Below are 22,625 nucleotides of genomic sequence, written 5' to 3'. Positions count from 1 at the left end.
CGGCAAGCACCATTGCGAACTTGCGCCGCGGTTGTTTCCCCCGCCGCCTGCCCTTATTTATTCCTTTCCTTCCTTCTTGGTGCGTAAATCCGATATGAGTTCCGCTCTGTCCATCCGGCAGCTAACCAAAACCTACGGCAACGGGTTCCAGGCCTTGAGTGGTATCGATCTGGATGTCGCCGAAGGTGACTTTTTCGCCTTGCTCGGCCCCAACGGTGCCGGCAAATCCACGACCATCGGCATTCTCTCGACCCTGGTCAACAAGACCAGTGGCACCGTGAATATCTTCGGCCATGACCTGGACAAGAACCCGGCAGCGCTCAAGCGCTCGATCGGCGTGGTGCCCCAGGAATTCAATTTCAACCAGTTCGAAAAGACCTTCGACATCGTCGTGACCCAGGCCGGTTACTACGGCATTCCGGCGAAAATCGCCAGGGAACGCGCCGAGCAGTACCTGACCCAGCTCGGCCTGTGGGACAAGCGCGATGTGCCGTCGCGTTCACTGTCCGGTGGCATGAAACGCCGCTTGATGATCGCCCGTGCGCTGGTACATGAACCGCGCCTGCTGATCCTTGATGAGCCGACTGCTGGTGTCGACATCGAACTGCGCCGTTCGATGTGGACCTTCCTCACCGAACTGAACGAGAAAGGCATCACCATCATTCTGACCACGCACTATCTGGAAGAGGCCGAACAGCTGTGCCGCAACATCGGCATCATCGACCACGGTACCATTGTCGAAAACACCAGCATGCGTCAGTTGCTCGGTCAGCTGCATGTCGAGACCTTTTTGCTGGATCTCAAGGGTGATCTGTCGGCCGCGCCGCAACTGGTCGGTTACCCGGCGCGGCTGGTCGATGCGCACACCCTGGAAGTGCAGGTCGACAAGTCTGCCGGCATCACTGCGCTGTTCGGCCAACTGGCGCTGCAGAACATCGAAGTGCTGAGCCTGCGTAACAAAACCAATCGCCTCGAGGAGTTGTTCGTGTCCCTGGTGGAGAAAAATCTGTCGAAGGTGGCGGTATGAGTTCCGAGTTCGGCCCCAACCTCGTCGCCCTGCAAACCATCGTCTACCGTGAGGTCAAACGCTTCATGCGGATCTGGCCGCAGACCCTGCTGCCGCCGGCGATCACCATGGTTCTGTACTTCGTGATCTTCGGCAACCTGATCGGCCGCCAGATCGGCGACATGGGTGGCTTTACCTACATGGAGTACATCGTGCCGGGGCTGATCATGATGTCGGTGATCACCAACTCCTACGGCAACGTGGTGTCGAGTTTCTTTGGCAGCAAGTTCCAGCGCTCGATCGAAGAGCTGATGGTCTCGCCGGTCTCGCCGCACACGATCCTGATCGGCTTCACCATTGGTGGTGTATTACGCGGTTTGGCGGTGGGAGTGATCGTGACGATTCTGTCGCTGTTCTTCACCCATTTGCAGGTGCATCACCTCGGCGTAACCATTCTGGTGGTGGTGCTGACGGCGACGATCTTTTCGCTGCTGGGCTTTATCAACGCGGTGTTTGCGCGCAACTTCGATGATATTTCAATCATCCCGACCTTCGTGCTGACTCCGCTCACCTACCTGGGCGGCGTGTTCTACTCGATCACCTTGCTGCCGCCGTTCTGGCAGACAGTCTCGCTGGCCAACCCGGTACTGCACATGGTCAACGCCTTCCGTTACGGCATTCTTGGCGTATCGGATATCCGTATCGGCATCGCTATTACCTTCATGCTGGTGGCGACCGTGGTGCTGTATCTCGGCTGTGCGCGGTTGCTGGTGAGTGGGCGCGGGATGCGTACTTGAGCTGATACCGCGTTGCTTTTTTCGCGAGCAGGCTCGCTCCCACAGAGGAAAGCATTCCAATGTGGGAGCGAGCCTGCTCGCGAAGGGGCCACCCCAGATACAAAAAAAAAACGGTCTCCCATCGCGGAGGCCGTTTTTGCATTCATTTCTGCCGACTTTTCTTGCGCCGCCGCCATTGCCGTGCCACCCACCAGCGCCAGTACAGCATCACAAGGCAATAGGCGAGGGCGCCCAGCACCAGACCAACCACTACTGAACCGAGCAAAAACGGCTGCCACAACGTCGACAGTTCACCGCTGATCCATTCCCAGGTCAGTTCATCCGGCAGGTGCCGCGCCGGCACATCCATCAGCAATGCCCCGGCCTGATATGTGCAGTAAAACACCGCAGGCATGGTGATCGGATTGGTCAGCCAGACCAGACTTACCGCAATCGGCATATTGCCGCGCACTAGCACCGCCAATGCCGCGGCGACCAGCATCTGCGCCGGTATCGGCAGGAATGCCGCAAACAGGCCGACCGCCATCGCCCGGGCGACCGAGTGGCGATTGAGATGCCAGAGATTCGGGTCATGCAGCAACTTGCCGAGAAAGCGTAAGGATTTGTGTTCCCTGATGCTCGTCGGGTCGGGCATGTAACGTTTGAATAAGCGCCGGGGCATAAGGCTTCTCGGTCGGTTAAGGCGGCAAGTATGTCTGGATTCTACGAACCGCCCATTCAGACTTTGTGACAATTGTTGACGACGGTGGTGCCCCCGACCCGCTATGCCTAAGGAGGGACTCTCAAGGACGGGCATATGCGCACAGGGATGATGGCGCTGGCAGTCGGTCTGCTGGCCCCGGTTTTTTTGCCGGCATTGCCGCCGGGCGGATTATTGGTGGTGCTGCCGGTGGTGGCGCTGATGCTGCTGCCGTTTCGCAGCTATCCATTGGCGTTTTTGCTGTTTGGCTTTACGTGGGCCTGCGTCGGCGCGCAGTGGGCTTTGCATGATCGCTTGCCGCCGAGCCTGGACGGCGAAACCCGCTGGCTTGAAGGGCGTGTGGTCGGTTTGCCGCAGCACAGCGACGCAGTCGTGCGTTTCGAGCTGGCCGATGCACACTCACGGCACGAGAAACTGCCATCGCTGATGCGCCTGGCCTGGTACGCCGGGCCACCGGTCAATAGCGGCGAACGCTGGCGTCTGGCGGTGAAGTTGAAGCGCCCGAGTGGCTTGCTCAACCCAGACGCCTTCGATTACGAGGCCTGGCTGCTGGCACAACGTATCGGTGCAACCGGCACGATCAAGGATGGCCAGCGCCTGACTGAAGCCCGACATGCCTGGCGCGACGGAATTCGTCAGCGTTTGTTGGCGGTAGACGCGCAGGGACGAGAGGGCGCGGTGGCTGCGCTGGTGCTCGGCGACGGCTCGGGTCTCAGCGGCGAAGACTGGAAAATTCTGCAGGACACCGGCACCGTGCATTTGCTGGTGATTTCCGGCCAGCACATCGGTTTGCTGGCAGCAGTGATGTACTTGTTCGTCGCCGGGTTGGCGCGGTACGGGGTCTGGCCGTTGCATTGGCCGTTGCATTGGCCGTGGCTGCCGTGGGCCTGTGGCCTGGCATTCGCGGCGGCGCTCGGTTACGGCTTGCTCGCCGGTTTCGATGTGCCGGTGCAACGTGCCTGCGTGATGGTGGCGCTGGTGCTGTTGTGGCGCCTGCGCTTTCGCCATCTCGGCGCGTGGTGGCCGTTGTTGCTGGCGTTCAATGGCGTGCTGTTGCTTGATCCGCTGGCCAGTTTGCGTCCCGGTTTCTGGCTGTCCTTCGCTGCCGTGGCGGTGCTGATTTTCACCTTTGGCGGACGGCTGGGCGCATGGCGTTGGTGGCAGACCTGGACCCGCGCACAGTGGCTGATCGCGATCGGCTTGTGCCCGGTGCTGCTGGCCCTGAGCCTGCCGATCAGCGTGAGCGGCCCCGTGGCGAACCTGTTGGCAGTGCCGTGGGTCAGCCTCGTTATTCTGCCGCCGGCGTTGCTCGGCACGTTGCTGCTGCCCGTGCCATATATCGGTGAAGGGCTGTTGTGGCTGGCCGGCGGTTTGATCGACTGGCTGTTCACCGGGCTGGCGCTGATTGCCGGGCAATGGCCGGCGTGGATACCCGCGGCTATTCCCTTCTGGGCGTTGGCCTTGGGCAGTCTTGGCGCGCTGTTATTGCTCTTGCCCCGTGGCGTACCGCTGCGTCCGCTGGGCTGGCCGCTGATGTTGCTGTTGGTGCTGCCGCCCCAAGAGCGAGTAGAAGAAGGGCGGGCGGATATCTGGCAACTCGATGTGGGCCAAGGCCTGGCCATTCTTGTTCGTACCCGCCATCACGCGTTGCTGTATGACGCCGGCCCGCGTTTCGGCGATTTCGATCTTGGCCAACGGGTCGTATTGCCTGCGCTACGCAAGCTGGATGTGAAAAAGCTCGATGTGATGCTGCTCAGCCACGCCGACGCTGATCACGCCGGGGGGGCTCGAGCGGTGATGGGTGGATTGCAGGTGCAGCGCATCATCAGTGGCGATCCGCCAAACCTGCCCGCAGAACTGAGCGCCGAGGCCTGCGAAAGCGGTGAACGGTGGCAATGGGATGGCGTGCATTTCCAGCTGTGGCAATGGTCGGCCGCTCACGACAGCAATCAGCGTTCCTGTGTGCTGCAGATCGAGGCCAACGGCGAACGCCTGTTGCTGACGGGCGATATCGATACCCATGCCGAGCGCGTCCTGCTCGAAGGCCCTCTGGCGGTGCCGACGCAATGGTTGCAGTCACCGCATCATGGCAGTCGCAGCTCATCATCCATGGCCCTGCTCAAGGCGTTGCAGCCGGAGTCGGTGCTGATCTCCCGAGGCCATGGCAACTCCTTTGGCCATCCGCATCCGACGGTGCTTGCGCGCTACCGCAAGCAAGGGCTGCGCATCTATGACAGCGCCGAGCAGGGCGCGATTCATCTGCAACTGGGCAGCTTCAAACCACCGTGGACGATGCGGCAACAGCGGCGTTTCTGGCGCGATCCGCCAGCGTTTGCCCGTTGATCGGTGCCAGCATGGCTGGTACATCACGGTCGTCGGAGCGGCGGGTCTTAATCGCGGATCGGTATGGTAAAGTGGCGCACTTTTTCGAGGGGACTGTCACTGTGTGGGAATTGGTCAAATCCGGCGGCTGGATGATGTTGCCGATCATTCTGAGTTCCATCGCGGCCATGGCGATCGTTGCCGAGCGCCTGTGGACACTGCGCGCCAGTCGCGTCACCCCCGAGCATCTGCTGGGTCAGGTCTGGGTGTGGATCAAGGACAAGCAGCTCAATAAGGAAAAACTCAAGGAATTGCGCGCCAACTCGCCATTGGGGGAAATCCTCGCGGCGGGCCTGGCCAACTCCAGGCATGGTCGCGAGATCATGAAAGAGTGCATCGAAGAGGCCGCAGCCCGGGTCATTCACGAGCTCGAACGCTACGTCAACGCGCTGGGCACCATCGCCGCGATGTCGCCGTTGCTCGGGCTGCTCGGCACCGTGCTGGGCATGATCGACATTTTCAGTGCCTTTACCGGTTCCGGTATGACCACCAATGCTGCGGTGCTGGCCGGGGGGATTTCCAAAGCGCTGATCACCACGGCAGCGGGCCTGATGGTCGGCATCCCGGCGGTGTTCTTCCACCGCTTCCTGCAACGGCGTATCGATGAGCTGGTGGTCGGCATGGAGCAGGAAGCGATCAAACTGGTTGAAGTGGTGCAGGGCGACCGCGATGTCGACCTCGCCGAGGGCCGCGCGTGAAATTCCGTCGCAAGCCTCGGGAAACCATCGACATCAACCTCGCGTCACTGATCGACGTGGTGTTCATTCTGCTGCTGTTTTTCGTGGTCACGACCACCTTCACCCGGGAAACCCAGCTGCGCGTCGATCTGCCGGAAGCGGTCAGCGGTTCGCCGGCCGAAGATCAGCAAGTCAAACAGCTGGACGTTGCGATCAGCGCCGAAGGCGTGTTCTCGGTGAATAACAAGATTCTGCCGAAGAATGACCTGGCGACGCTGATGGAAGCCATGCAGAAAGAGTCCAACGGCGACACCAACATGCCGTTGTCGATCAGTGCCGATGGCAAGGCGCAGCATCAATCGGTGATCACCGCCATGGACGCGGCCGGCAAGCTCGGTTTCAGCCATCTGCGCATGACCACGGTCGAGGCGGCGCCCAAATCCTGATGAGCCTGTCCGATCGCTTGCTCGCCGCGTGGTATCAGGGGCATCCGGCCCTGACGTTGCTGCGGCCGCTGGAAATGCTCTATCGCCGCGTGGTCGTCAACAAACGCCAGCGTTTTCTCGACGGTGAGGGTGAAATCTATCAGTCGCCGGTGCCACTGATCGTGGTCGGCAATATCACCGTCGGTGGCACCGGCAAGACGCCGATGATCCTTTGGCTCATCGAACATTGCCGGCGCCGTGGATTGCGCGTCGGCGTGGTCAGTCGCGGTTACGGCGCCAGGCCGCCGCAACTGCCGTGGCGTGTCACGGCAGAGCAGAGCGCTGACATTGCTGGCGACGAGCCGCTGCTGATCGTCCAGCGCACCGGCGTGCCGCTGATGATCGATCCTGATCGCAGCGCCGCCGTCAAAGCCTTGATCGCCAGTGAGCCGCTGGATCTGATTCTTTCCGACGATGGCATGCAGCACTATCGCCTCGCGCGGGATCTGGAACTGGTGCTGATCGATGCCGCCCGGGGCCTGGGGAATCAGCGCTGTCTGCCGGCAGGGCCGTTGCGCGAGCCGATCGAGCGCCTGCAAAGCGTCGATGGCGTGCTGTACAACGGCGCCCTCAATGATCGCGACGACGGATTTGCCTTTCGCCTGCAACCGACCGCACTGGTCAATTTGCGCAGTGGTGCACGTCAGCCGCTCGATCATTTTCCTGCCGGGCAAGCGCTGCACGCGGTGGCCGGGATCGGCAATCCGCAACGTTTCTTCAACACCCTCGAAGCGCTAGACTGGCGCCCGATCGCCCATGCGTTTGCCGACCACGCCGAGTACAGCGTGCAGGCCTTGAATTTCAGCCCGTCATTGCCGTTGGTGATGACCGAAAAGGACGCGGTGAAGTGTCGTGCCTTCGCGGCGGCCGACTGGTGGTATCTGGCGGTCGATGCGCTGCCGTCGCCGGCCTTCGTGGCCTGGTTCGACACACAACTGATGCGCCTGTTGCCGGATCGTCTGTTGCCTTAACTTTTTTATTTCTGGGAATGTTCATGGACACCAAACTGCTCGATATCCTCGCTTGCCCCGTGTGCAAAGGCCCGCTCAAGCTCAGCGCCGACAAGACCGAACTGATCAGCAAGGGCGCCGGCCTCGCGTATCCCATCCGCGACGGCATCCCGGTGATGCTGGAAAGCGAAGCGCGCACCCTGACTACCGACGAGCGTCTGGATAAATGACCACTGCCTTCACCGTTGTCATCCCGTCGCGATTCGCCTCGACCCGTTTGCCGGGCAAGCCGTTGCTGGATATTGCCGGCAAGCCGATGATCCAGCACGTCTGGGAACAGGCGAGCAAGAGCAGTGCTACCCGTGTGGTGGTGGCGACTGACGATGCGCGCATTGTCGAAGCGTGCAATGGCTTTGGCGCCGAAGTGGTGCTGACCCGTGAAGATCACAACTCCGGCACTGACCGTCTGGCCGAAGTCGCAGCGAAACTGGGCCTTGCGCCTGATGCGATCGTGGTCAACGTGCAAGGCGATGAGCCGCTGATTCCGCCGAGCGTGATCGATCAGGTCGCCGCCAACCTTGCTGCCCATACCGAAGCGCGCATGGCCACGTTGGCCGAGCCGATCGAAGATGTGGAAACCCTGTTCAATCCGAACGTTGTGAAGGTTTCCAGCGATATCAACGGTCTGGCCCTGACCTTCAGTCGCGCCACCTTGCCGTGGGCCCGCGATGCGTTCGCCAAGAGCCGCGAGCAATTGCCTGCAGGTGTGCCGTACCGTCGCCACATCGGCATCTACGCCTATCGCGCCGGGTTCCTTAAGGACTTCGTGAGCTGGGGCCCGTGCTGGCTGGAGAACACCGAATCCCTTGAGCAACTGCGTGCCTTGTGGCACGGCGTGCGCATTCATGTCGCCGACGCGCTGATCGCGCCGCCGACCGGCGTCGACACCGTTGAAGACCTTGAGCGGGTTCGTCGCCTGCTGGGGGCCTGATGCGCGTTCTGTTTGTGTGCCTGGGCAACATCTGCCGTTCGCCCACCGCTGAAGGCGTGTTGCGTCACAAGTTGCGCGAAGCCGGGCTGGCGGACCTGGTCGAAGTAGCCTCTGCCGGCACCGGTGACTGGCACGTCGGCAACCCGCCAGACAAGCGCAGCCAGGCCGCGGCGAAGCTGCGCGGTTATGACTTGTCGGCGCAGCGCGCGCAGCAGGTCAGCCGGGCCGATTTCGCCAGCTACGACCTGATTCTCGCCATGGACAACAGCAACCTGCGCAACCTCAAGGCCTTGCAACCGTCCACTGGCAAGGCCGAACTGGATTTGTTCCTGCGCCGCTATGCCGGGCTGGTCGATGAAGTACCGGATCCTTACTACGACGGTGATCAGGGGTTCGAGCAGGTGCTGGACCTGATCGAAGCGGCTTGCGACCAACTGCTGATCGAAGTGAAGGGCCGCTTATGACACTGCAGATCCAAGCGCAAGTGTCGCTGAAGGCCTTCAACAGTTTCGGCGTCGATGTCCGCGCGCAGCTTTTTGCCGAAGCCTACAGTGACGACGATGTCCGCCAGGCGCTGGCGTATGGCGCTTCCCATGACGTGCCTGTGCTGGTGATTGGCGGCGGCAGCAACCTGCTGCTGACGGCCGACATTCCCGCGTTGGTGTTGCGCATGGCCACGCGCGGTATTCGCGTGCGCAGCGATGACGGCAATCGCGTGGTGATCGAGGCCGAGGCGGGCGAACCTTGGCACCCGTTCGTGCAGCACACGCTTGATCAGGGTTTTGCCGGGCTGGAAAACCTCAGTCTGATTCCGGGCACCGTCGGCGCCGCACCGATGCAGAACATCGGCGCCTACGGCGTGGAGATCAAGGACGTGTTTGCCGGGCTGACCGCGCTGGATCGCGAGAGCGGCGAGCTGCGTGATTTCAGCCTGGAGGAATGCAACTTTGGCTACCGCGACAGCGTGTTCAAGCAGCAGCCGGGACGCTGGCTGATCCTGCGGGTGCGCTTTGAGCTAGAGCGCGCCGCCCACCTGCATCTGGAGTACGGTCCGGTGCGCCAGCGCCTGAGCGAGCAGGGAATCGAACAGCCGACCCCCAGCGATGTCAGTCGCGCCATCTGCAGCATACGCAGCGAAAAACTGCCGGATCCAGCAGTGCTCGGCAACGCCGGCAGCTTCTTCAAGAATCCGCTGGTACCCGCCGCCGTGGTCACGCAGATCAAAGCGCAGCACCCGGATCTGGTGGCTTACCCGCAACCTGACGGGCAGATGAAGCTGGCCGCCGGCTGGCTGATCGAACGGGCCGGCTGGAAAGGTTTTCGCGACGGCGATGCCGGTGTGCACAAGTTGCAGGCGCTGGTGCTGGTCAACTACGGCGCGGCCACCGGCCTGCAATTGCTGGACCTGGCGCAACGCATCCAGAAAGACATTGCCGATCGCTTCCATGTCGAACTGGAAATGGAGCCCAATCGGTATTGAGGCAGCTTCAAGCTTCAAGCTTCAAGCTTCAAGCGGCAAGCGGCAAGCGGCAAGCGGCAAGCTACACTGCGTCATGAGCCACCTGCTGCTTCTACTTGCAGCTTGTAGCTAGAAACTTGCAGCTGAAATGCCCTGTATAAGCAGGGCTTTTTTGTTAATGCTGGGTTAACTTAGCGAGCTAACGATACCAACCATTTGTTTCACCCAAAGACCCGGTGCAGACGTTGCCGTCTGCGCAAGAGAGTCCTTGGTCAGATGCAGGTCAGCAAGCGAGGAATTCTGTGGCGAGGGAGCTTGCTCCCGCTGGGGCGCGTAGCGGCCCCCTCTTGAACAGAGAACTGCTGCGCAGTTCAGCGGGAGCAAGCTCCCTCGCCACAAAGTCTGTGTTCAGCTTCATTGATATGTATCGGCCGATTAGCCTGAGTCGATCTGCGCGAACCCACCGCTGGTTTCCGGCGGCAGATTGCTCGACCCCATAACCTCCAATAAATATGCGGGCGTGCCCATGATTACCCTGAAACTCAACGGTCAAGACCACTCCCTCGATGTCACCGAAGACATGCCGCTGTTGTGGGCGATTCGTGACGTCGCCGGTTACAACGGCACCAAATTCGGTTGCGGCATGGGCCTGTGCGGCGCGTGCACTATTCACATCGACGGCTTGCCGGCGCGCAGTTGCATCACCCCGATCGGCTCGGTCATCGGCCAGAACGTCACCACCATCGATAATCTACACGCCGATCCGGTAGGCCAGGTCGTCCAGCAAGCCTGGCTTGACAGCGCCGTGGCCCAGTGCGGTTTCTGTCAGGGCGGGCAGATCATGTCAGCCACCGCCTTGCTGAAAACCAACCCGAACCCGAGCGACGAGCAGATTGAAGAAGCCATGGTTGGCAACATCTGCCGCTGCGGCACGTACAACCGGATCAAAACCGCGATCCGCCAGGCGTCCACGCAACTGAAGGGGGTGAAGGCATGAGCCGCGTCCCGAATGATTTCGCCCTGAGCAACCTCAGCCGTCGTGGCTTTCTCAAAGGCGTCGGCGCGACCGGTGCGCTGGTTCTCGCCGCGAGCTGGGGCTGGCAGGATGCGCTGGCCGAGGACGCGCCGAAGAAGTTCGGCGCCGACGGCATGCCCAATGGCTGGATCGACGATCCCAAGGTGTATGTGAGCATTGCCGCTGACGGCAGCGTCACAGTGGTGTGCAACCGTTCAGAAATGGGCCAGGGCGTACGCACCAGTCTGAGCATGGTCGTTGCCGATGAACTGGAAGCCGATTGGGCACTGGTCAAAGTGCAGCAGGCACCGGGGGACGAGGTGCGCTTCGGCAACCAGGACACCGACGGTTCGCGCAGCATGCGTCACTGGTACGAACCGATGCGTCGTTGCGGTGCGGCCGCGCGGACCATGCTCGAGCAGGCTGCCGCTACGCAATGGAAAGTGCCGGTCGGCGAATGTCACGCGCAGTTGCACAAGGTCATTCACAAACCGTCCGGCCGCGAACTGGGCTACGGCGAACTTGCTGCTGCGGCCAGTGCGCTGGCGGTGCCGGCGCGTGACAGCCTGCGGCTCAAGCAGCCGTCGGAATTTCGCTACATCGGCAAGGAAGGCACCAAAGCCATCGACGGTGCCGACATTGTCAATGGCCGCGCGGTGTACGGCGCCGACGTGCATTTCGATGGCATGCTCTACGCCACCATCGCCCGCCCGGCGGTGTATGGCGGCAAGGTCAAAAGCCTGGATGACAGCGCCACGCTGAAAGTCCCCGGCGTGTTGAAAGTGATCCAGATCGAAGGCCGTCCGCTGCCATCGGAATTCCAGCCGCTGGGTGGCGTCGCCGTGGTTGCGAGCAATACCTGGGCGGCAATCAAGGGCCGCGAGGCGCTGAAGATCGAGTGGGACGACGGCCCGAATGCCAGTTATGACTCGATTGCCTATCGCAAGGAGCTCGAAGCCGCTGCGCTGACGGCCGGCAAAGTGGTGCGCAACACCGGAGATATCGAGAAAGCCTTGAGTGGCGCCGCCAGCACCCTGGAAGCGGCTTATTACCTGCCGCATCTGGCTCAGGCACCGATGGAGCCGATGGTCGCAATCGCCCGTTTCAACGATGGCGTGTGCGAAGCCTGGGCGCCGAGCCAGGCGCCGCAGGTCACCCGCGAGCGCATCGCCGAGCGTTTGGGCGTGCCGTTCGACAAGGTCACTTTCAATGTGACGTTGCTGGGCGGTGGATTCGGACGCAAGTCGAAGCCGGACTTCGTCGTTGAAGCGGCGATCCTCGCCAAGGAGTTTCCGGGCAAGGCTGTGCGGGTGCAGTGGACGCGCGAAGACGACATCCACAATTCGTATTTCCACACCGTTTCGGCCGAGTATCTGAAGGCCGGCGTCGACAAGAACGGTCTGCCCTCCGGTTGGCTGCATCGCACCGTGGCACCGAGCATCACCGCGTTGTTCGCGCCGGACATGAACCATGAGGCGGCGTTCGAGCTCGGCATGGGCTTTACCAACATGGCCTACGCGATTCCCAACGTGCGTCTGGAAAACCCCGAAGCCAAGGTGCACACGCGGGTCGGCTGGTATCGCTCGGTGTCGAACATTCCCCATGGCTTCGCGATTCAGAGTTTCGTCGACGAACTGGCGCACAAGGCCGGCGAGGATCCGCTCAAGTACCAGATCAAATTGCTCGGCCCGGATCGGCAGATCGATCCACGCACCTTGAGCGAAGAGTGGAACTACGGCGAATCTCCCGAGCGTTATCCAATCGACACCGCACGCATGCGTACGGTGCTGGAAACCGCCGCCAAAGCCGCCGGCTGGGGACGCAAACTGCCCAAGGGCCGGGGCCTCGGCCTGGCCGTGCATTACAGCTTTGTCACCTACGTTGCAGCAGTGATCGAAGTCGAGGTCAAGGACGACGGCTCGCTGATCGTACACAAGGCCGATATCGCCGTGGACTGCGGGCCGCAAATCAACCCTGAGCGGATTCGCTCGCAGTTCGAAGGCGCGTGCGTCATGGGCCTGGGCAACGCCGTGCTCGGCGAGATCAGCTTCAAGGACGGCAAGGTGCAGCAGGACAACTTCCATATGTACGAAGTCGCGCGCATGTCGCTGGCGCCGAAGGAAGTCGCGGTGCATCTGGTCACGCCGCCGGGCGACGTGCCGTTGGGTGGTGTTGGCGAGCCGGGCGTGCCACCGATTGCGCCGGCGCTGTGTAACGCGATCTTCGCCGCCACCGGCAAGCGCATCCGCAATCTGCCGGTACGTTATCAGTTGCAAGGCTGGCAGAAGGCGCAAGCGTAATGGACAGTGTCGATCTGAACGTTCTGCGCAGCGTCCTCGAATGGCGCCGCGCCGGGCAACGGGTGGTGCTGTTCAGCGTGGTGCAGACCTGGGGCACCGCGCCGCGGTCGCCCGGCGCCATGCTCGCCTTGCGCGAGGATGGCGTGGTGATCGGTTCGGTCTCGGGGGGGTGTGTCGAGGATGACTTGATCGCTCGACTGCACGACGGCCGCATTGCCACCGATGGCCCGCCCGTGCAGATGATTACCTACGGCGTGACCCGCGAGGAGGCCGCGCGTTTCGGCCTGCCGTGCGGCGGCACCCTGCGCCTGACCGAGGAGCGCGTCGGCGACCCGGCGTGGGTGGCCGAGCTGCTGCAGCGTTGCGAAAACCATGAAATCGTTGCGCGGGAACTGAACATCGAAACCGGCGAGGTGCTGCTGGCACCGGCGAGTAAAACCGATTCGCTGGTGTTCGACGGCAAGATTCTGCGAGCGATATACGGCCCACGCTGGCGTCTGTTGTTGATCGGCGCCGGGCAGTTGTCACGCTACGTCGCCGACATGGCGCGGCTGTTGGATTTCGAAGTGCTGATCTGCGATCCGCGCACCGAGTTCGTCTACGGCTGGGAAGAGCAGCATGGCCGTTTCGTCCCCGGGATGCCGGATGAGGCGGTGTTGAACATCCAGACCGACGAGCGCACGGCAATTGTCGCCTTGACCCACGACCCTCGGCTGGATGACATGGCCTTGCTTACCGCGCTCGACTCACCGGCGTTCTACGTCGGTGCGCTGGGCTCGCGGGTCAACAGCCAGAAGCGCCGGGAAAACCTCGCTCAGCTAGGCTTGTCGCAAGCGTCGATTGATCGCTTGCACGGGCCGATCGGCTTGCACATTGGCAGTCATTCGCCGGCGGAGATCGCCTTGTCGCTGCTGGCGGAAATTGTCGCGATCAAGAACGGTGTGGAGTTGAAACAGAAGAAACCGCTGGAGGGTGCATGAGCCAACCCATCGCTGTGATTGTGCTGGCGGCGGGCGAGGGCAGTCGCTTTCGCCAGATCGTCGGCCACGACAAAGACAAATTGCTCGCTGACTGCACGGGGCGTGACGGCGTCGTGCGCTCGGTGATCGAGCAGGTGCTGGTCAATCTGCCGGCCAGCCTCGGCAAGCGCGTACTGGTCACGACCCAAGCGCGACCGCAGGCGATGCGTATGGCCCAGGCTTATGGCTGTGACGTGGTCTCGATCGAGTCGACCGGCATGGGCGATAGCATCGCGGCGGGTGTTGCGGCGTGTCCCGATGCAGATGGCTGGTTGATTGTGCTTGGGGATATGCCGTTCATCTTGCCTTCGAGTATTGAGCGGGTGGTCGCAGCGATGGCTGATGATGCGGTAAGCGTGCCGGTGCAGGCAGGTGAGTATGGGCACCCGGTCGGCTTCAATCGCTCGTTTGGCGCGCAATTGCGAGCGCTGACGGGTGATCGTGGGGCTCGGCCGTTGTTTGCTCAGGGGCGGGTGGTGGAAGTGTCCGTGGATGATCCCGGGGTGTTGTGGGATATCGATGTGCCTGATTCTTTGGTATTTCCTCATTCCTGAGCTGTGCACAGATCCCCTGTGGGAGCGAGCCTGCTCGCGAATGCAGTGGTTCAGTTACATGAATATTGTCTGACCCAGCGCTTTCGCGAGCAGGCTCGCTCCCACAAAGGGTTCGGGTGATGCTTGGATTGCGGACATAAAAAAGCCCCGCCAGGTTTTCACATGGCGGGGCTTTTTAACGGCTTTGGGAATTACACGAGTGGTTTAGGCTCGTGCTGTTTCTCCTCGGCTTCTTCGCGCTGCTCGACCGCGTCCTGAACGGAGCGTGGTGCTTCAGCGATCACCGCTTCAACCGCTGCTTCTTCAGCGACCGGGGCAGGGGCTGCCTCGACCACGTCAGCAGCAGCTGGCTCGGCAGTCACTGAAGCCGCAGCGGCAGCCATTTCAGCTTCCTTCTGCAGACGCTCGGCTTCACGCTTGCGACGACGCACTTCACGCGGGTCGTTTGGCGCGCGGCCGTTTGGCGTCAGGGCGCTGACCGGAGCCGGTGCTTCGACCACAGGGGCTGGCGCTTCGACAACGGCTGGTGCTTCTTCAGCAACCGGTGCTTCCACCACTGGCGCTGGAGCCGGTTCGGCCGCTGCAACTACTGGCTCGGAAACCATGGCCTGCGGTACTTCGGCTTCAGCGACTGGCGCTGGAGTTTCGGTGACGGCTGGTTCAGCGACCCAGTTGAACGCGGTTTGCTCTTCGCGAACTTCACGCACGGTTTTGGTCACGTTTTCGCTGACGGTCTCGACCGCTGGCTCAGTGACGGCAGCTGGCGCTTCCACGGCAGCTTCTGGCTCGGCAGCCGCTTCAACCTGAGGCTGAGCTTCGCGAACCGGAGCCACTTCGATTTCCGGCGCAGCGGTCACTTCCACTGGTGTGGTAGCTTCGACAACCGGCGCTTCGACTGGAGCGGTTTCCAGTGTGGCGGCGGTGGCGCGTTCAGCCTGCTCATGGGCCTGGGCTTCCGCCGGGGCGCTGATGGTGCTGCTGGCAACGGCGGCGGTAACGGCCAGGCCAGCGGCCAGATCGGCACTGCTTGGCTCGGCAGCGTTTTCAGTGGATTCGGATTCTTCCGAACCTTCGATCACGTTGCCGTTGGCATCACGCTGACGCTCGCGACGGTTGCTGCGACGACGCTGACCACGGGAGCGACGACGTGGACGATCGCCTTCGGCGTGGTCCTGACCGTCTTCCGGCAATTGCTCTTCGTTGCTGGTATTCACTTCTTCTTCGGCAACGGCAGCAGCGGCTTGCTCGGCGCGCGGTTGGCGCTCTTCACGCGGCGGACGCGGGGCGCGCTCTTCGCGTGGCTGACGGGCCGGACGCTCTTCAGCGGTCACGGCAGCAGCGGCTGCGGCTGGCACAGCGTCCAGTGGCTCGCGCAGTTCACGCACGCGTTCTTCACGCTCGCCACGTGGCTTGCGCTCTTCACGCGGTGCGCGTGGTGCACGTTCTTCACGCGGAGCACGTGGTGCGCGTTCTTCGCGGGCAACTGGCGCTTCGCTGCGGGCTTCGCGTGGCTCACGGGCCTCACGTGGCTGGCGCTCTTCACGCGGTTCGCGTGGTGCGCGTTCTTCACGCGGAGCACGTTCTTCGCGCGGCTTGCGTTCTTCATCGCGGCGACCGTTACGGTTGCGGCTCTGCTGACGACCGTTGCGACGCTCTTCGTTACGGGCCGGACGCTCGGTGGCAGCCGGTTTTTCAACGGCAACCGGTGCGGCTGGCTCTTCCTTGGTGGCGAACAGGCTGACGAGCGACTTCACCAGACCCTTGAACAGGCTCGGTTCAGGCGCGGCAACCGGTGCCGGAGCAGGTGCGGCAGCGGCGACTTCGGTCGGCACTGGTGCGTTGGCGCGGGCCGGTGCGGTCTTGACCGCAGCTTCCTGGCGAACCAGGGTGCGGGTCGCAGCGGCTGGCTGGACTTCTTCGACTTCGGCAGCGGCCGCAGCGATTTCGTAGCTGGACTGGTTGGTCGCGGCCTCCGGGCTGTCATCACGCAGACGCTGAACTTCGAAGTGCGGCGTTTCGAGGTGATCGTTCGGCAGAATGACGATGCGTGCGCGAGTGCGCAGTTCGATCTTGGTGATCGAGTTGCGTTTTTCGTTGAGCAGGAACGCGGCCACCGGGATCGGCACCTGGGCGCGAACTTCGGCGGTGCGATCTTTCAGGGCTTCTTCTTCGATCAGGCGCAGGATTGCCAGCGACAGCGATTCAACGTCACGGATGATGCCGGTGCCGTTGCAACGCGGGCAGACGATGCCGCTGCTTTCGCCGAGCGACGGACGCAGGCGCTGACGGGACATCTCCAGCAGGCCGAAGCGCGAGATGCGACCGATCTGCACGCGGGCGCGGTCGGCTTCCAGGCATTCGCGGACTTTCTCTTCCACGGCGCGCTGGTTCTTGGCCGGGGTCATGTCAATGAAGTCGATGACGATCAGGCCGCCGATGTCGCGCAGGCGCAACTGACGGGCGATTTCTTCGGCGGCTTCAAGGTTGGTCTGCAGAGCGGTCTCTTCGATATCGCTGCCTTTGGTGGCGCGCGCCGAGTTGATGTCGATGGACACCAGGGCTTCGGTCGGATCGATGACGATGGAGCCGCCGGAAGGCAGTTCGACGACGCGCTGGAAAGCGGTCTCGATCTGGCTTTCGATCTGGAAACGGTTGAACAGCGGCACGCTGTCTTCGTACAGCTTGATCTTGCTGGCGTACTGCGGCATCACCTGCCGAATGAAGGTCAGGGCTTCGTCCTGGGCTTCAACGCTGTCGATCAGCACTTCGCCGATGTCCTGGCGCAGGTAATCGCGGATGGCGCGGATGATCACGTTGCTTTCCTGGTAGATCAGGAATGGCGCGGAGCGATCCAGCGAGGCTTCTTTGATGGCGGTCCACAATTGCAGCAGGTAGTCGAGGTCCCACTGCATTTCTTCGCTGCTGCGGCCAAGGCCCGCAGTGCGCACGATCAGACCCATGTCGGCTGGAGCGACCAGACCGTTCAGCGCTTCACGCAGTTCGTTGCGCTCTTCGCCTTCGATGCGGCGGGAGATACCGCCGGCACGCGGGTTGTTCGGCATCAGCACGAGGTAACGACCGGCCAGGCTGATGAAGGTGGTCAGGGCGGCGCCCTTGTTGCCACGCTCTTCTTTCTCGACCTGAACGATGACTTCCTGGCCTTCGCTCAGGACGTCCTTGATGTTGACGCGGCCTTCGGGGGCTTTCTTGAAGTATTCGCGGGAGATTTCTTTGAGGGGCAGGAAGCCGTGGCGCTCGGAGCCGAAATCGACAAAGGCAGCCTCAAGGCTTGGTTCGATGCGAGTGATACGGCCTTTATAGATGTTGGCCTTCTTCTGCTCGCGTGCACCGGATTCGATGTCCAGGTCGTAGAGGCGCTGGCCATCTACCAGTGCAACACGCAACTCTTCGGGTTGAGTTGCGTTAATCAGCATTCTTTTCATGTAGTACCGTCGGTTTCCGGGCTGCCGGAAACGGCGTTCGGCACACACGACTTCTCACGGTCGGTGTCAGGTGCGTCGGGAGTGGTTGGCCATTCCCGTGTCCAGCGATGTGCGGCCAATTGGGCCGATACCGCGACGTACGCGTCCTGCTTGCTGTGGCTACTTAAGCACTCAGTCAGGAGGAGGAATCAACCAGCGGCTGTGGACGAGATGAAGCGTCTTGATAAAACCTGTTGCTACACAGTCCGGCGGTTGTGCATCTCCACCCTACACGTATCCCTGATAATTCGGGTGCTGCCGCGCGCAGAATCCGCAGCGGGTTGGCATTTACCGTGAGCTCCGAAAGGGGAGGTCACGCATCATGGCTATTCAGGCGATGTTTCCGAAACATTCGCTCGGGGTCATTCGCAGTCGACTGCACTTTGTGAACTGGCCTCGAATGTTGCCTGCCGGGCGAGTGAAAACTCTGCTCGGCGGTGTAATTCAGGCCTCATGTCACCTGCGCTCGTTACAACCGCAAACTCCACCGTTACGTAGCGAAAGCCCCGTAGGACGGCCTCGCGCCCTGGTGAATTGCGTTGGTCAGGGCCGGTCTTTGACCGTGGTTCCGCTGTCCAGGCCGCTTTTGGCGGCGTTCGCGACTATAGCAGCAATGATTAAGTGCTTCAATTCCATAAAAATTGTTATCATCCGCGGCATGACAACTACTGCCTCTTCGACTCCAGGCGTTCAATTGCTTGAAGTCTCGCCGGAGTATGCCGGCCAACGAATCGACAACTTTCTCCTCGCCCGGCTCAAAGGCGTGCCCAAGACCTTGATTTACCGCATTTTGCGCAAAGGCGAAGTGCGCGTGAACAAAGGTCGGATCAAGCCCGAATACAAGCTGCAGGCCGGCGATATCGTGCGCGTGCCGCCGGTTCGCGTGCCTGAACGCGACGAACCGGTGCCACTGGCCCAGGGCCTGTTGCAGCGCCTGGAAGCGTCGATCGTCTACGAAGACAAAGCCCTGATCGTGATCAACAAGCCCGCCGGCATTGCGGTTCACGGCGGCAGCGGGCTGAATTTCGGCGTGATCGAAGCCTTTCGTCAGTTGCGTCCCGATGCCAAGGAGCTGGAGCTGGTACACCGGCTCGACCGTGATACCTCCGGCCTGTTGATGATCGCCAAGAAACGCAGCATGTTGCGCCACCTGCACGAGCAGTTGCGCGGCGATGGCGTCGACAAGCGCTACATGGCGCTGGTGCGGGGCAACTGGGCGACTTCGATCAAGCAGGTCCGCGCGCCATTGCTCAAGAGCAATCTGCGCTCCGGCGAGCGCATGGTCGAAGTCAATGACGAGGGCAAGGAGGCCCTGACCGTGTTCAAGGTGCTGCGCCGTTTCGGCGAGTTCGCCACCATGATCGAGGCCAAGCCTGTCACCGGACGCACTCACCAGATTCGCGTGCACACCTTGCATGCTGGCCATTGCATTGCCGGCGACAGCAAGTACGGCGACGACGATTTCACCAGGGAAATCCGCGATCTGGGTGGCAAGCGTCTGTTCCTGCACGCTTACATGCTGACCGTGCCGCTGCCCGACGGCGGCAAGCTGAATTTGCAAGCGCCCGTGGATGAAATGTGGGCCAAGACCGTGGAGCGATTGAGTGCGCCCATCTGATTACAAGCTGCTGATTTTCGATTGGGACGGCACCCTCGCCGATTCGATCCATCGGATCGTCGAGGCCATGCATTCGGCGTCCGGGCGTTCCGGCTTCGAGCTGCGCGATGATTTCGCAGTCAAGGGCATTATCGGCCTCGGCTTGCCGGAAGCGATCCGCACGCTATACCCCGAGATCAGCGACGCCGAAATGCTGGCGTTCCGCGAGTATTACGCCGATCACTACATCGCTGCCGAAGCCGTGCCTTCACCGTTGTTCGAAGGCGTGGTGGAGTCGATGGCGTCGTTTCGCGAACAGGGGTATCACCTGGCGGTCGCGACCGGCAAGAACCGTCGCGGCCTCGATCGGGTGCTCAAGGCCAACGGCTGGGAAGATTATTTCGATATCACCCGCGCTGCCGATGAAACTGCCAGCAAGCCGCACCCTCTGATGCTGGAGCAGATCGTCAGCCACTGCGGCGTACGCCCGGAGCAGGCATTGATGGTCGGTGATTCGTCCTTCGATCTACTGATGGCGCGTAACGCGGGGATGGATTCGGTGGCGGTCAGCTATGGCGCGCAATCGATCGAGTCTCTGCAACAGTTTGGGCCGCGCCTGTCGATCGACCGTTTTTCTGAATTGCATGCCTGGCTGGGTCAGCGGGCTTAATACGTTTTTGCTGGGGTAGATGGCATGACCGACGAATGGAAAGCACCGGCCAAGGCAAGTGCCGACGACGGTGACGGAAAAAGCTGGAAGCTGTTGGAGAAAACCCTGCTGGCGAGTGTGCAGGAGCAGCGTCGTTCGCGGCGCTGGGGGATCTTCTTCAAGCTGCTGACATTTGTTTATCTGTTTGTTGCGCTGCTTCTGTTCACGCCGCTGATGGACATGGAAAAAAGCGCCACGCGTGGCTCGAACTATACGGCGTTGATCGAAATTGACGGGGTGATCGCCGACAAAGAGCCGGCCAGTGCCGACAACATTGTGGGCAGTCTGCGCGCGGCGTTCGAAGACAAGAAGGTCAAAGGCGTAATCCTGCGCATCAACAGCCCGGGTGGCAGTCCGGTGCAGTCCGGTTATGTCTATGACGAGATCAAGCGTCTGCGTGCTCTGCACCCTGAGACCAAGTTGTACGCAGTGATATCCGATCTCGGCGCCTCCGGTGCCTATTACATCGCCAGCGCGGCGGACCAGATCTACGCCGACAAGGCCAGTCTGGTTGGTTCGATCGGCGTGACGGCGGCAGGGTACGGATTTGTCGGCACCATGGAAAAGCTGGGTGTTGAGCGTCGTACCTACACGTCGGGCGAGCACAAAGCCTTTCTCGATCCCTTCCAGCCGCAAAAGCCAGAAGAAACAGCGTTCTGGCAGAGCGTGCTCGACACCACGCACAAGCAATTCATCAATAGCGTCAAGCAGGGACGTGGTGATCGCTTGAAGGATAAAGAACATCCGGAGCTGTTCTCCGGGCTGGTCTGGTCGGGCGAGCAGGCGCTGCCGCTGGGTCTGATCGATGGGCTGGGCAGTGCCAGTTCGGTAGCGCGCGACGTGATCGGTGAGAAAGAGCTGGTCGACTTCACGGTGCAGGAATCGCCGTTCGATCGCTTCTCGAAGAAGCTCGGCGCCAGCGTGGCCGAGCAGTTGGCGATGTGGATGGGTTTCCACGGGCCGTCGTTGCGTTAAATCGTTGCAAGGTCAAAAGATCGCAGCATTCGGCAGCTCCTACAGAACTCACGTCGCCGCAAATGATGCGGTCGATCATTAATCCTGTAGGAGTTGCCGAAGGCTGCGATCTTTTGCTTTAAGGGATTTGCACGCCTTCAATCAGCAGCATATCGATCAGGCGAATCAGCGGCAGGCCGATCAGGCTGGTGGCGTCCGGGCCTTCGGTCGATTGGAACAGGCTCACGCCCAATCCTTCGGCCTTGAAGCTGCCGGCGCAGTCGTACGGCTGCTCGATTTGCAGATAGCGTTCGATGCGCGCCTGATCGAGCTGTCGCATGTGCACGGTGAACGGTACGCAGTCGACCTGACATTGCCCGGTCTGACTGTTGAGCAGGGCAAGGCCGGTCAGGAAGGTCACGCTCGCGCCGCTGGCGGCCATCAATTGTTCGCGCGCCTTCTCGAAGGTGTGCGGCTTGCCAATGATCTGCTCGCCAAGCACGGCGACCTGGTCCGAGCCGATGATCAGATGGGCGGGGTTGCCCCCGGCCAGCGCCCGGGCTTTTTCTTCGGCCAGGCGTTTGACCAGATTGATGGCGGACTCACCGGGGCGGTGACTTTCATCGATATCCGGCGAGCTGCAGACGAACGGCAGGTGCAGGCGGGCGAGCAAATCCCGACGATAAGTCGAGCTTGAAGCGAGTAATAAAGGCAACATGGGCGTCTCCAGAGGCAGGCGCCAATTCTAGCGAAGGCGCGCAAGTGACGGACAGGGCACAATTTCCTTTGACATGGGTGGGGGCATCCCTATAATGCTGCGCCTATGTTGAATGACCCGATTCCACCTCACGTTGACCCGCGCAAATTGGCTGACCGTGGCACCACCCTTCAGGGTGAACTGCTGCTGGCCGATTTGAAGAGACTCTGCGACCCGCTTTCCGACGATGTCGGTACGGTGCAGGCCAAATTCGTTTTTGAACGAGATGAACGTAAATCTGTGGTCATCCACAGCTTTATCGACACCGAAGTCAAAATGGTTTGCCAGCGTTGTCTTGAGCTGGTCACCCTGCCGATCCACAGCGAATGCAGTTATGCGGTGGTGAAGGAGGGTGCGAATACCCAGTCGTTACCGAAAGGTTATGACGTGCTGGAACTGGGCGAAGATCCATTGGATCTGCAGTCACTGATCGAGGAGGAGCTTCTGCTCGCCTTGCCCATTGTGCCTGCTCATCATCCGGAAGAATGCCAGCAGCCGGCGGGAGCAGATGAACCCGAACCGAGCGAGGACGAGGTAACGCGGTCCAACCCGTTCAGTGTATTGGCGCAGTTAAAGCGTGACCCAAACGTTTAGGAGTTAATCAATTATGGCTGTTCAGCAGAACAAAAAATCCCGCTCTGCCCGTGACATGCGCCGTTCGCACGACGCTCTCGAGGCTAGCACCCTGTCTGTAGAAAAAACCACTGGTGAAGTTCACCTGCGTCACCACGTATCGCCAGAAGGCGTATACCGTGGCCGTAAAGTGATCGACAAGGGCGCTGACGAGTAAT

The 22,625-nt window shown here is 61.3% G+C and carries 22 protein-coding genes; 19 read left to right on the top strand and 3 right to left on the bottom strand.

Annotated elements, in window-relative coordinates:
• Window positions 1-94 precede the first annotated feature (94 nt).
• Entirely contained in the window at window positions 95-1,027 is a 933-nt protein-coding gene (locus tag VNV36_RS24645) for an ABC transporter ATP-binding protein (protein WP_325721493.1), read from the top strand.
• On the top strand, window positions 1,024-1,803 hold the full coding sequence (locus VNV36_RS24640; protein ID WP_325721491.1) for an ABC transporter permease: 780 nt from the start codon (window positions 1,024-1,026) through the stop codon (window positions 1,801-1,803). The genes VNV36_RS24645 and VNV36_RS24640 overlap by 4 nt, the downstream gene beginning before the upstream one ends.
• Window positions 1,804-1,945: 142 nt before the next feature.
• On the opposite strand, the gene VNV36_RS24635 is transcribed toward VNV36_RS24640, so the two are convergent.
• The gene (locus tag VNV36_RS24635) at window positions 1,946-2,464 is read right to left on the bottom strand and encodes a DUF2062 domain-containing protein (RefSeq protein ID WP_325721489.1); all 519 of its coding nucleotides are present in this window, start codon (window positions 2,462-2,464) and stop codon (window positions 1,946-1,948) included.
• A gap of 135 nt (window positions 2,465-2,599) precedes the next feature.
• Between VNV36_RS24635 and VNV36_RS24630 the strand changes: the two genes are divergently transcribed.
• The 12 genes from VNV36_RS24630 (at window position 2,600) to VNV36_RS24575 (ending at window position 14,335) form a co-directional block, all read left to right on the top strand.
• The gene (locus VNV36_RS24630) at window positions 2,600-4,846 is read left to right on the top strand and encodes a DNA internalization-related competence protein ComEC/Rec2 (protein ID WP_325721487.1); all 2,247 of its coding nucleotides are present in this window, start codon (window positions 2,600-2,602) and stop codon (window positions 4,844-4,846) included.
• A 101-nt stretch (window positions 4,847-4,947) separates the two neighbouring features.
• A complete protein-coding gene (gene pocA / locus VNV36_RS24625) occupies window positions 4,948-5,583 on the top strand; it encodes a flagellar polar localization protein PocA (protein WP_325721485.1) in 636 nt (211 codons plus the stop codon).
• Complete coding sequence (gene pocB / locus VNV36_RS24620; protein ID WP_325721484.1) at window positions 5,580-6,008, top strand: flagellar polar localization protein PocB; 429 nt, start codon at window positions 5,580-5,582, stop codon at window positions 6,006-6,008. Before pocA ends, pocB begins: the two co-directional genes overlap by 4 nt.
• Window positions 6,008-7,018 (top strand): tetraacyldisaccharide 4'-kinase, encoded by a 1,011-nt coding sequence (gene lpxK / locus VNV36_RS24615; RefSeq protein WP_325721483.1) that lies wholly within the window; start codon window positions 6,008-6,010, stop codon window positions 7,016-7,018. Before pocB ends, lpxK begins: the two co-directional genes overlap by 1 nt.
• 23 nt (window positions 7,019-7,041) lie before the next feature.
• Complete coding sequence (locus VNV36_RS24610; protein ID WP_003179363.1) at window positions 7,042-7,227, top strand: Trm112 family protein; 186 nt, start codon at window positions 7,042-7,044, stop codon at window positions 7,225-7,227.
• Complete coding sequence (kdsB, locus tag VNV36_RS24605; RefSeq protein ID WP_325721481.1) at window positions 7,224-7,988, top strand: 3-deoxy-manno-octulosonate cytidylyltransferase; 765 nt, start codon at window positions 7,224-7,226, stop codon at window positions 7,986-7,988. Before VNV36_RS24610 ends, kdsB begins: the two co-directional genes overlap by 4 nt.
• On the top strand, window positions 7,988-8,452 hold the full coding sequence (locus VNV36_RS24600) for a low molecular weight protein-tyrosine-phosphatase (protein ID WP_325721479.1): 465 nt from the start codon (window positions 7,988-7,990) through the stop codon (window positions 8,450-8,452). The genes kdsB and VNV36_RS24600 overlap by 1 nt, the downstream gene beginning before the upstream one ends.
• Window positions 8,449-9,468 carry a UDP-N-acetylmuramate dehydrogenase gene (gene murB / locus VNV36_RS24595; protein WP_325721477.1) on the top strand — a complete coding sequence of 340 codons (1,020 nt, stop codon included), beginning with the start codon at window positions 8,449-8,451 and terminating at the stop codon, window positions 9,466-9,468. The genes VNV36_RS24600 and murB overlap by 4 nt, the downstream gene beginning before the upstream one ends.
• Before the next feature lie 505 nt (window positions 9,469-9,973).
• Window positions 9,974-10,444, top strand: a complete 471-nt coding sequence (locus VNV36_RS24590; RefSeq protein ID WP_325721475.1) for a (2Fe-2S)-binding protein — start codon at window positions 9,974-9,976, stop codon at window positions 10,442-10,444.
• Entirely contained in the window at window positions 10,441-12,762 is a 2,322-nt protein-coding gene (locus tag VNV36_RS24585; protein ID WP_325721473.1) for a xanthine dehydrogenase family protein molybdopterin-binding subunit, read from the top strand. The genes VNV36_RS24590 and VNV36_RS24585 overlap by 4 nt, the downstream gene beginning before the upstream one ends.
• Window positions 12,762-13,742: an XdhC family protein gene (locus tag VNV36_RS24580; RefSeq protein WP_325721472.1), complete on the top strand. Its 981-nt coding sequence runs from the start codon at window positions 12,762-12,764 to the stop codon at window positions 13,740-13,742. The genes VNV36_RS24585 and VNV36_RS24580 overlap by 1 nt, the downstream gene beginning before the upstream one ends.
• Window positions 13,739-14,335, top strand: coding sequence for a nucleotidyltransferase family protein (locus tag VNV36_RS24575; protein ID WP_325721470.1), 597 nt, complete (start codon window positions 13,739-13,741; stop codon window positions 14,333-14,335). The genes VNV36_RS24580 and VNV36_RS24575 overlap by 4 nt, the downstream gene beginning before the upstream one ends.
• Window positions 14,336-14,526: 191 nt before the next feature.
• Here the strand turns inward: VNV36_RS24575 and rne are convergent, their stop codons facing one another.
• Window positions 14,527-17,778: a ribonuclease E gene (rne, locus tag VNV36_RS24570; RefSeq protein ID WP_325721468.1), complete on the bottom strand. Its 3,252-nt coding sequence runs from the start codon at window positions 17,776-17,778 to the stop codon at window positions 14,527-14,529.
• Window positions 17,779-18,475: 697 nt separating this feature from the next.
• On the opposite strand from rne, the gene rluC reads away from it, so the two are divergent.
• The 3 genes from rluC to sppA are packed head-to-tail and all read left to right on the top strand — an operon-like array spanning window position 18,476 to window position 21,098.
• Entirely contained in the window at window positions 18,476-19,435 is a 960-nt protein-coding gene (gene rluC, locus VNV36_RS24565; protein ID WP_325721466.1) for a 23S rRNA pseudouridine(955/2504/2580) synthase RluC, read from the top strand.
• Complete coding sequence (locus tag VNV36_RS24560; RefSeq protein ID WP_325721464.1) at window positions 19,422-20,084, top strand: HAD-IA family hydrolase; 663 nt, start codon at window positions 19,422-19,424, stop codon at window positions 20,082-20,084. The genes rluC and VNV36_RS24560 overlap by 14 nt, the downstream gene beginning before the upstream one ends.
• 24 nt (window positions 20,085-20,108) lie before the next feature.
• On the top strand, window positions 20,109-21,098 hold the full coding sequence (sppA, locus tag VNV36_RS24555; protein WP_325721462.1) for a signal peptide peptidase SppA: 990 nt from the start codon (window positions 20,109-20,111) through the stop codon (window positions 21,096-21,098).
• A 118-nt stretch (window positions 21,099-21,216) separates the two neighbouring features.
• On the opposite strand, the gene VNV36_RS24550 is transcribed toward sppA, so the two are convergent.
• Window positions 21,217-21,795 carry a Maf family protein gene (locus VNV36_RS24550; protein WP_325721460.1) on the bottom strand — a complete coding sequence of 193 codons (579 nt, stop codon included), beginning with the start codon at window positions 21,793-21,795 and terminating at the stop codon, window positions 21,217-21,219.
• Window positions 21,796-21,900: 105 nt separating this feature from the next.
• Here VNV36_RS24550 and VNV36_RS24545 point away from each other — a divergent pair, with 105 nt between their 5' ends.
• Window positions 21,901-22,428, top strand: coding sequence for a YceD family protein (locus VNV36_RS24545; protein WP_003204262.1), 528 nt, complete (start codon window positions 21,901-21,903; stop codon window positions 22,426-22,428).
• A 13-nt stretch (window positions 22,429-22,441) separates the two neighbouring features.
• On the top strand, window positions 22,442-22,624 hold the full coding sequence (rpmF, locus tag VNV36_RS24540) for a 50S ribosomal protein L32 (RefSeq protein WP_003179396.1): 183 nt from the start codon (window positions 22,442-22,444) through the stop codon (window positions 22,622-22,624).
• The last annotated feature ends 1 nt before the right edge of the window (window position 22,625 follow it).

This window comes from Pseudomonas sp. (genome assembly GCF_035554175.1).
Classification (GTDB): Bacteria; Pseudomonadota; Gammaproteobacteria; order Pseudomonadales; family Pseudomonadaceae; genus Aquipseudomonas.
This window is presented reverse-complemented; position numbering and strand designations above follow the sequence as displayed.

Excerpts from the sequence above, each read along its gene's own strand:
- VNV36_RS24545 (WP_003204262.1), top strand. The coding sequence starts at position 21,901 with ATGTTGAATGACCCGATTCCACCTCACGTTGACCCGCGCAAATTGGCT.
- VNV36_RS24580 (WP_325721472.1), top strand. The coding sequence starts at position 12,762 with ATGGACAGTGTCGATCTGAACGTTCTGCGCAGCGTCCTCGAATGGCGC.
- VNV36_RS24550 (WP_325721460.1), bottom strand. The coding sequence starts at position 21,795 with ATGTTGCCTTTATTACTCGCTTCAAGCTCGACTTATCGTCGGGATTTG.
- VNV36_RS24635 (WP_325721489.1), bottom strand. The coding sequence starts at position 2,464 with ATGCCCCGGCGCTTATTCAAACGTTACATGCCCGACCCGACGAGCATC.
- VNV36_RS24610 (WP_003179363.1), top strand. The coding sequence starts at position 7,042 with ATGGACACCAAACTGCTCGATATCCTCGCTTGCCCCGTGTGCAAAGGC.
- rpmF (WP_003179396.1), top strand. The coding sequence starts at position 22,442 with ATGGCTGTTCAGCAGAACAAAAAATCCCGCTCTGCCCGTGACATGCGC.
- rluC (WP_325721466.1), top strand. The coding sequence starts at position 18,476 with ATGACAACTACTGCCTCTTCGACTCCAGGCGTTCAATTGCTTGAAGTC.
- VNV36_RS24575 (WP_325721470.1), top strand. The coding sequence starts at position 13,739 with ATGAGCCAACCCATCGCTGTGATTGTGCTGGCGGCGGGCGAGGGCAGT.
- sppA (WP_325721462.1), top strand. The coding sequence starts at position 20,109 with ATGACCGACGAATGGAAAGCACCGGCCAAGGCAAGTGCCGACGACGGT.
- kdsB (WP_325721481.1), top strand. The coding sequence starts at position 7,224 with ATGACCACTGCCTTCACCGTTGTCATCCCGTCGCGATTCGCCTCGACC.
- VNV36_RS24600 (WP_325721479.1), top strand. The coding sequence starts at position 7,988 with ATGCGCGTTCTGTTTGTGTGCCTGGGCAACATCTGCCGTTCGCCCACC.
- lpxK (WP_325721483.1), top strand. The coding sequence starts at position 6,008 with ATGAGCCTGTCCGATCGCTTGCTCGCCGCGTGGTATCAGGGGCATCCG.
- VNV36_RS24645 (WP_325721493.1), top strand. The coding sequence starts at position 95 with ATGAGTTCCGCTCTGTCCATCCGGCAGCTAACCAAAACCTACGGCAAC.
- rne (WP_325721468.1), bottom strand. The coding sequence starts at position 17,778 with ATGAAAAGAATGCTGATTAACGCAACTCAACCCGAAGAGTTGCGTGTT.
- VNV36_RS24585 (WP_325721473.1), top strand. The coding sequence starts at position 10,441 with ATGAGCCGCGTCCCGAATGATTTCGCCCTGAGCAACCTCAGCCGTCGT.
- VNV36_RS24640 (WP_325721491.1), top strand. The coding sequence starts at position 1,024 with ATGAGTTCCGAGTTCGGCCCCAACCTCGTCGCCCTGCAAACCATCGTC.
- VNV36_RS24590 (WP_325721475.1), top strand. The coding sequence starts at position 9,974 with ATGATTACCCTGAAACTCAACGGTCAAGACCACTCCCTCGATGTCACC.
- murB (WP_325721477.1), top strand. The coding sequence starts at position 8,449 with ATGACACTGCAGATCCAAGCGCAAGTGTCGCTGAAGGCCTTCAACAGT.
- VNV36_RS24630 (WP_325721487.1), top strand. The coding sequence starts at position 2,600 with ATGCGCACAGGGATGATGGCGCTGGCAGTCGGTCTGCTGGCCCCGGTT.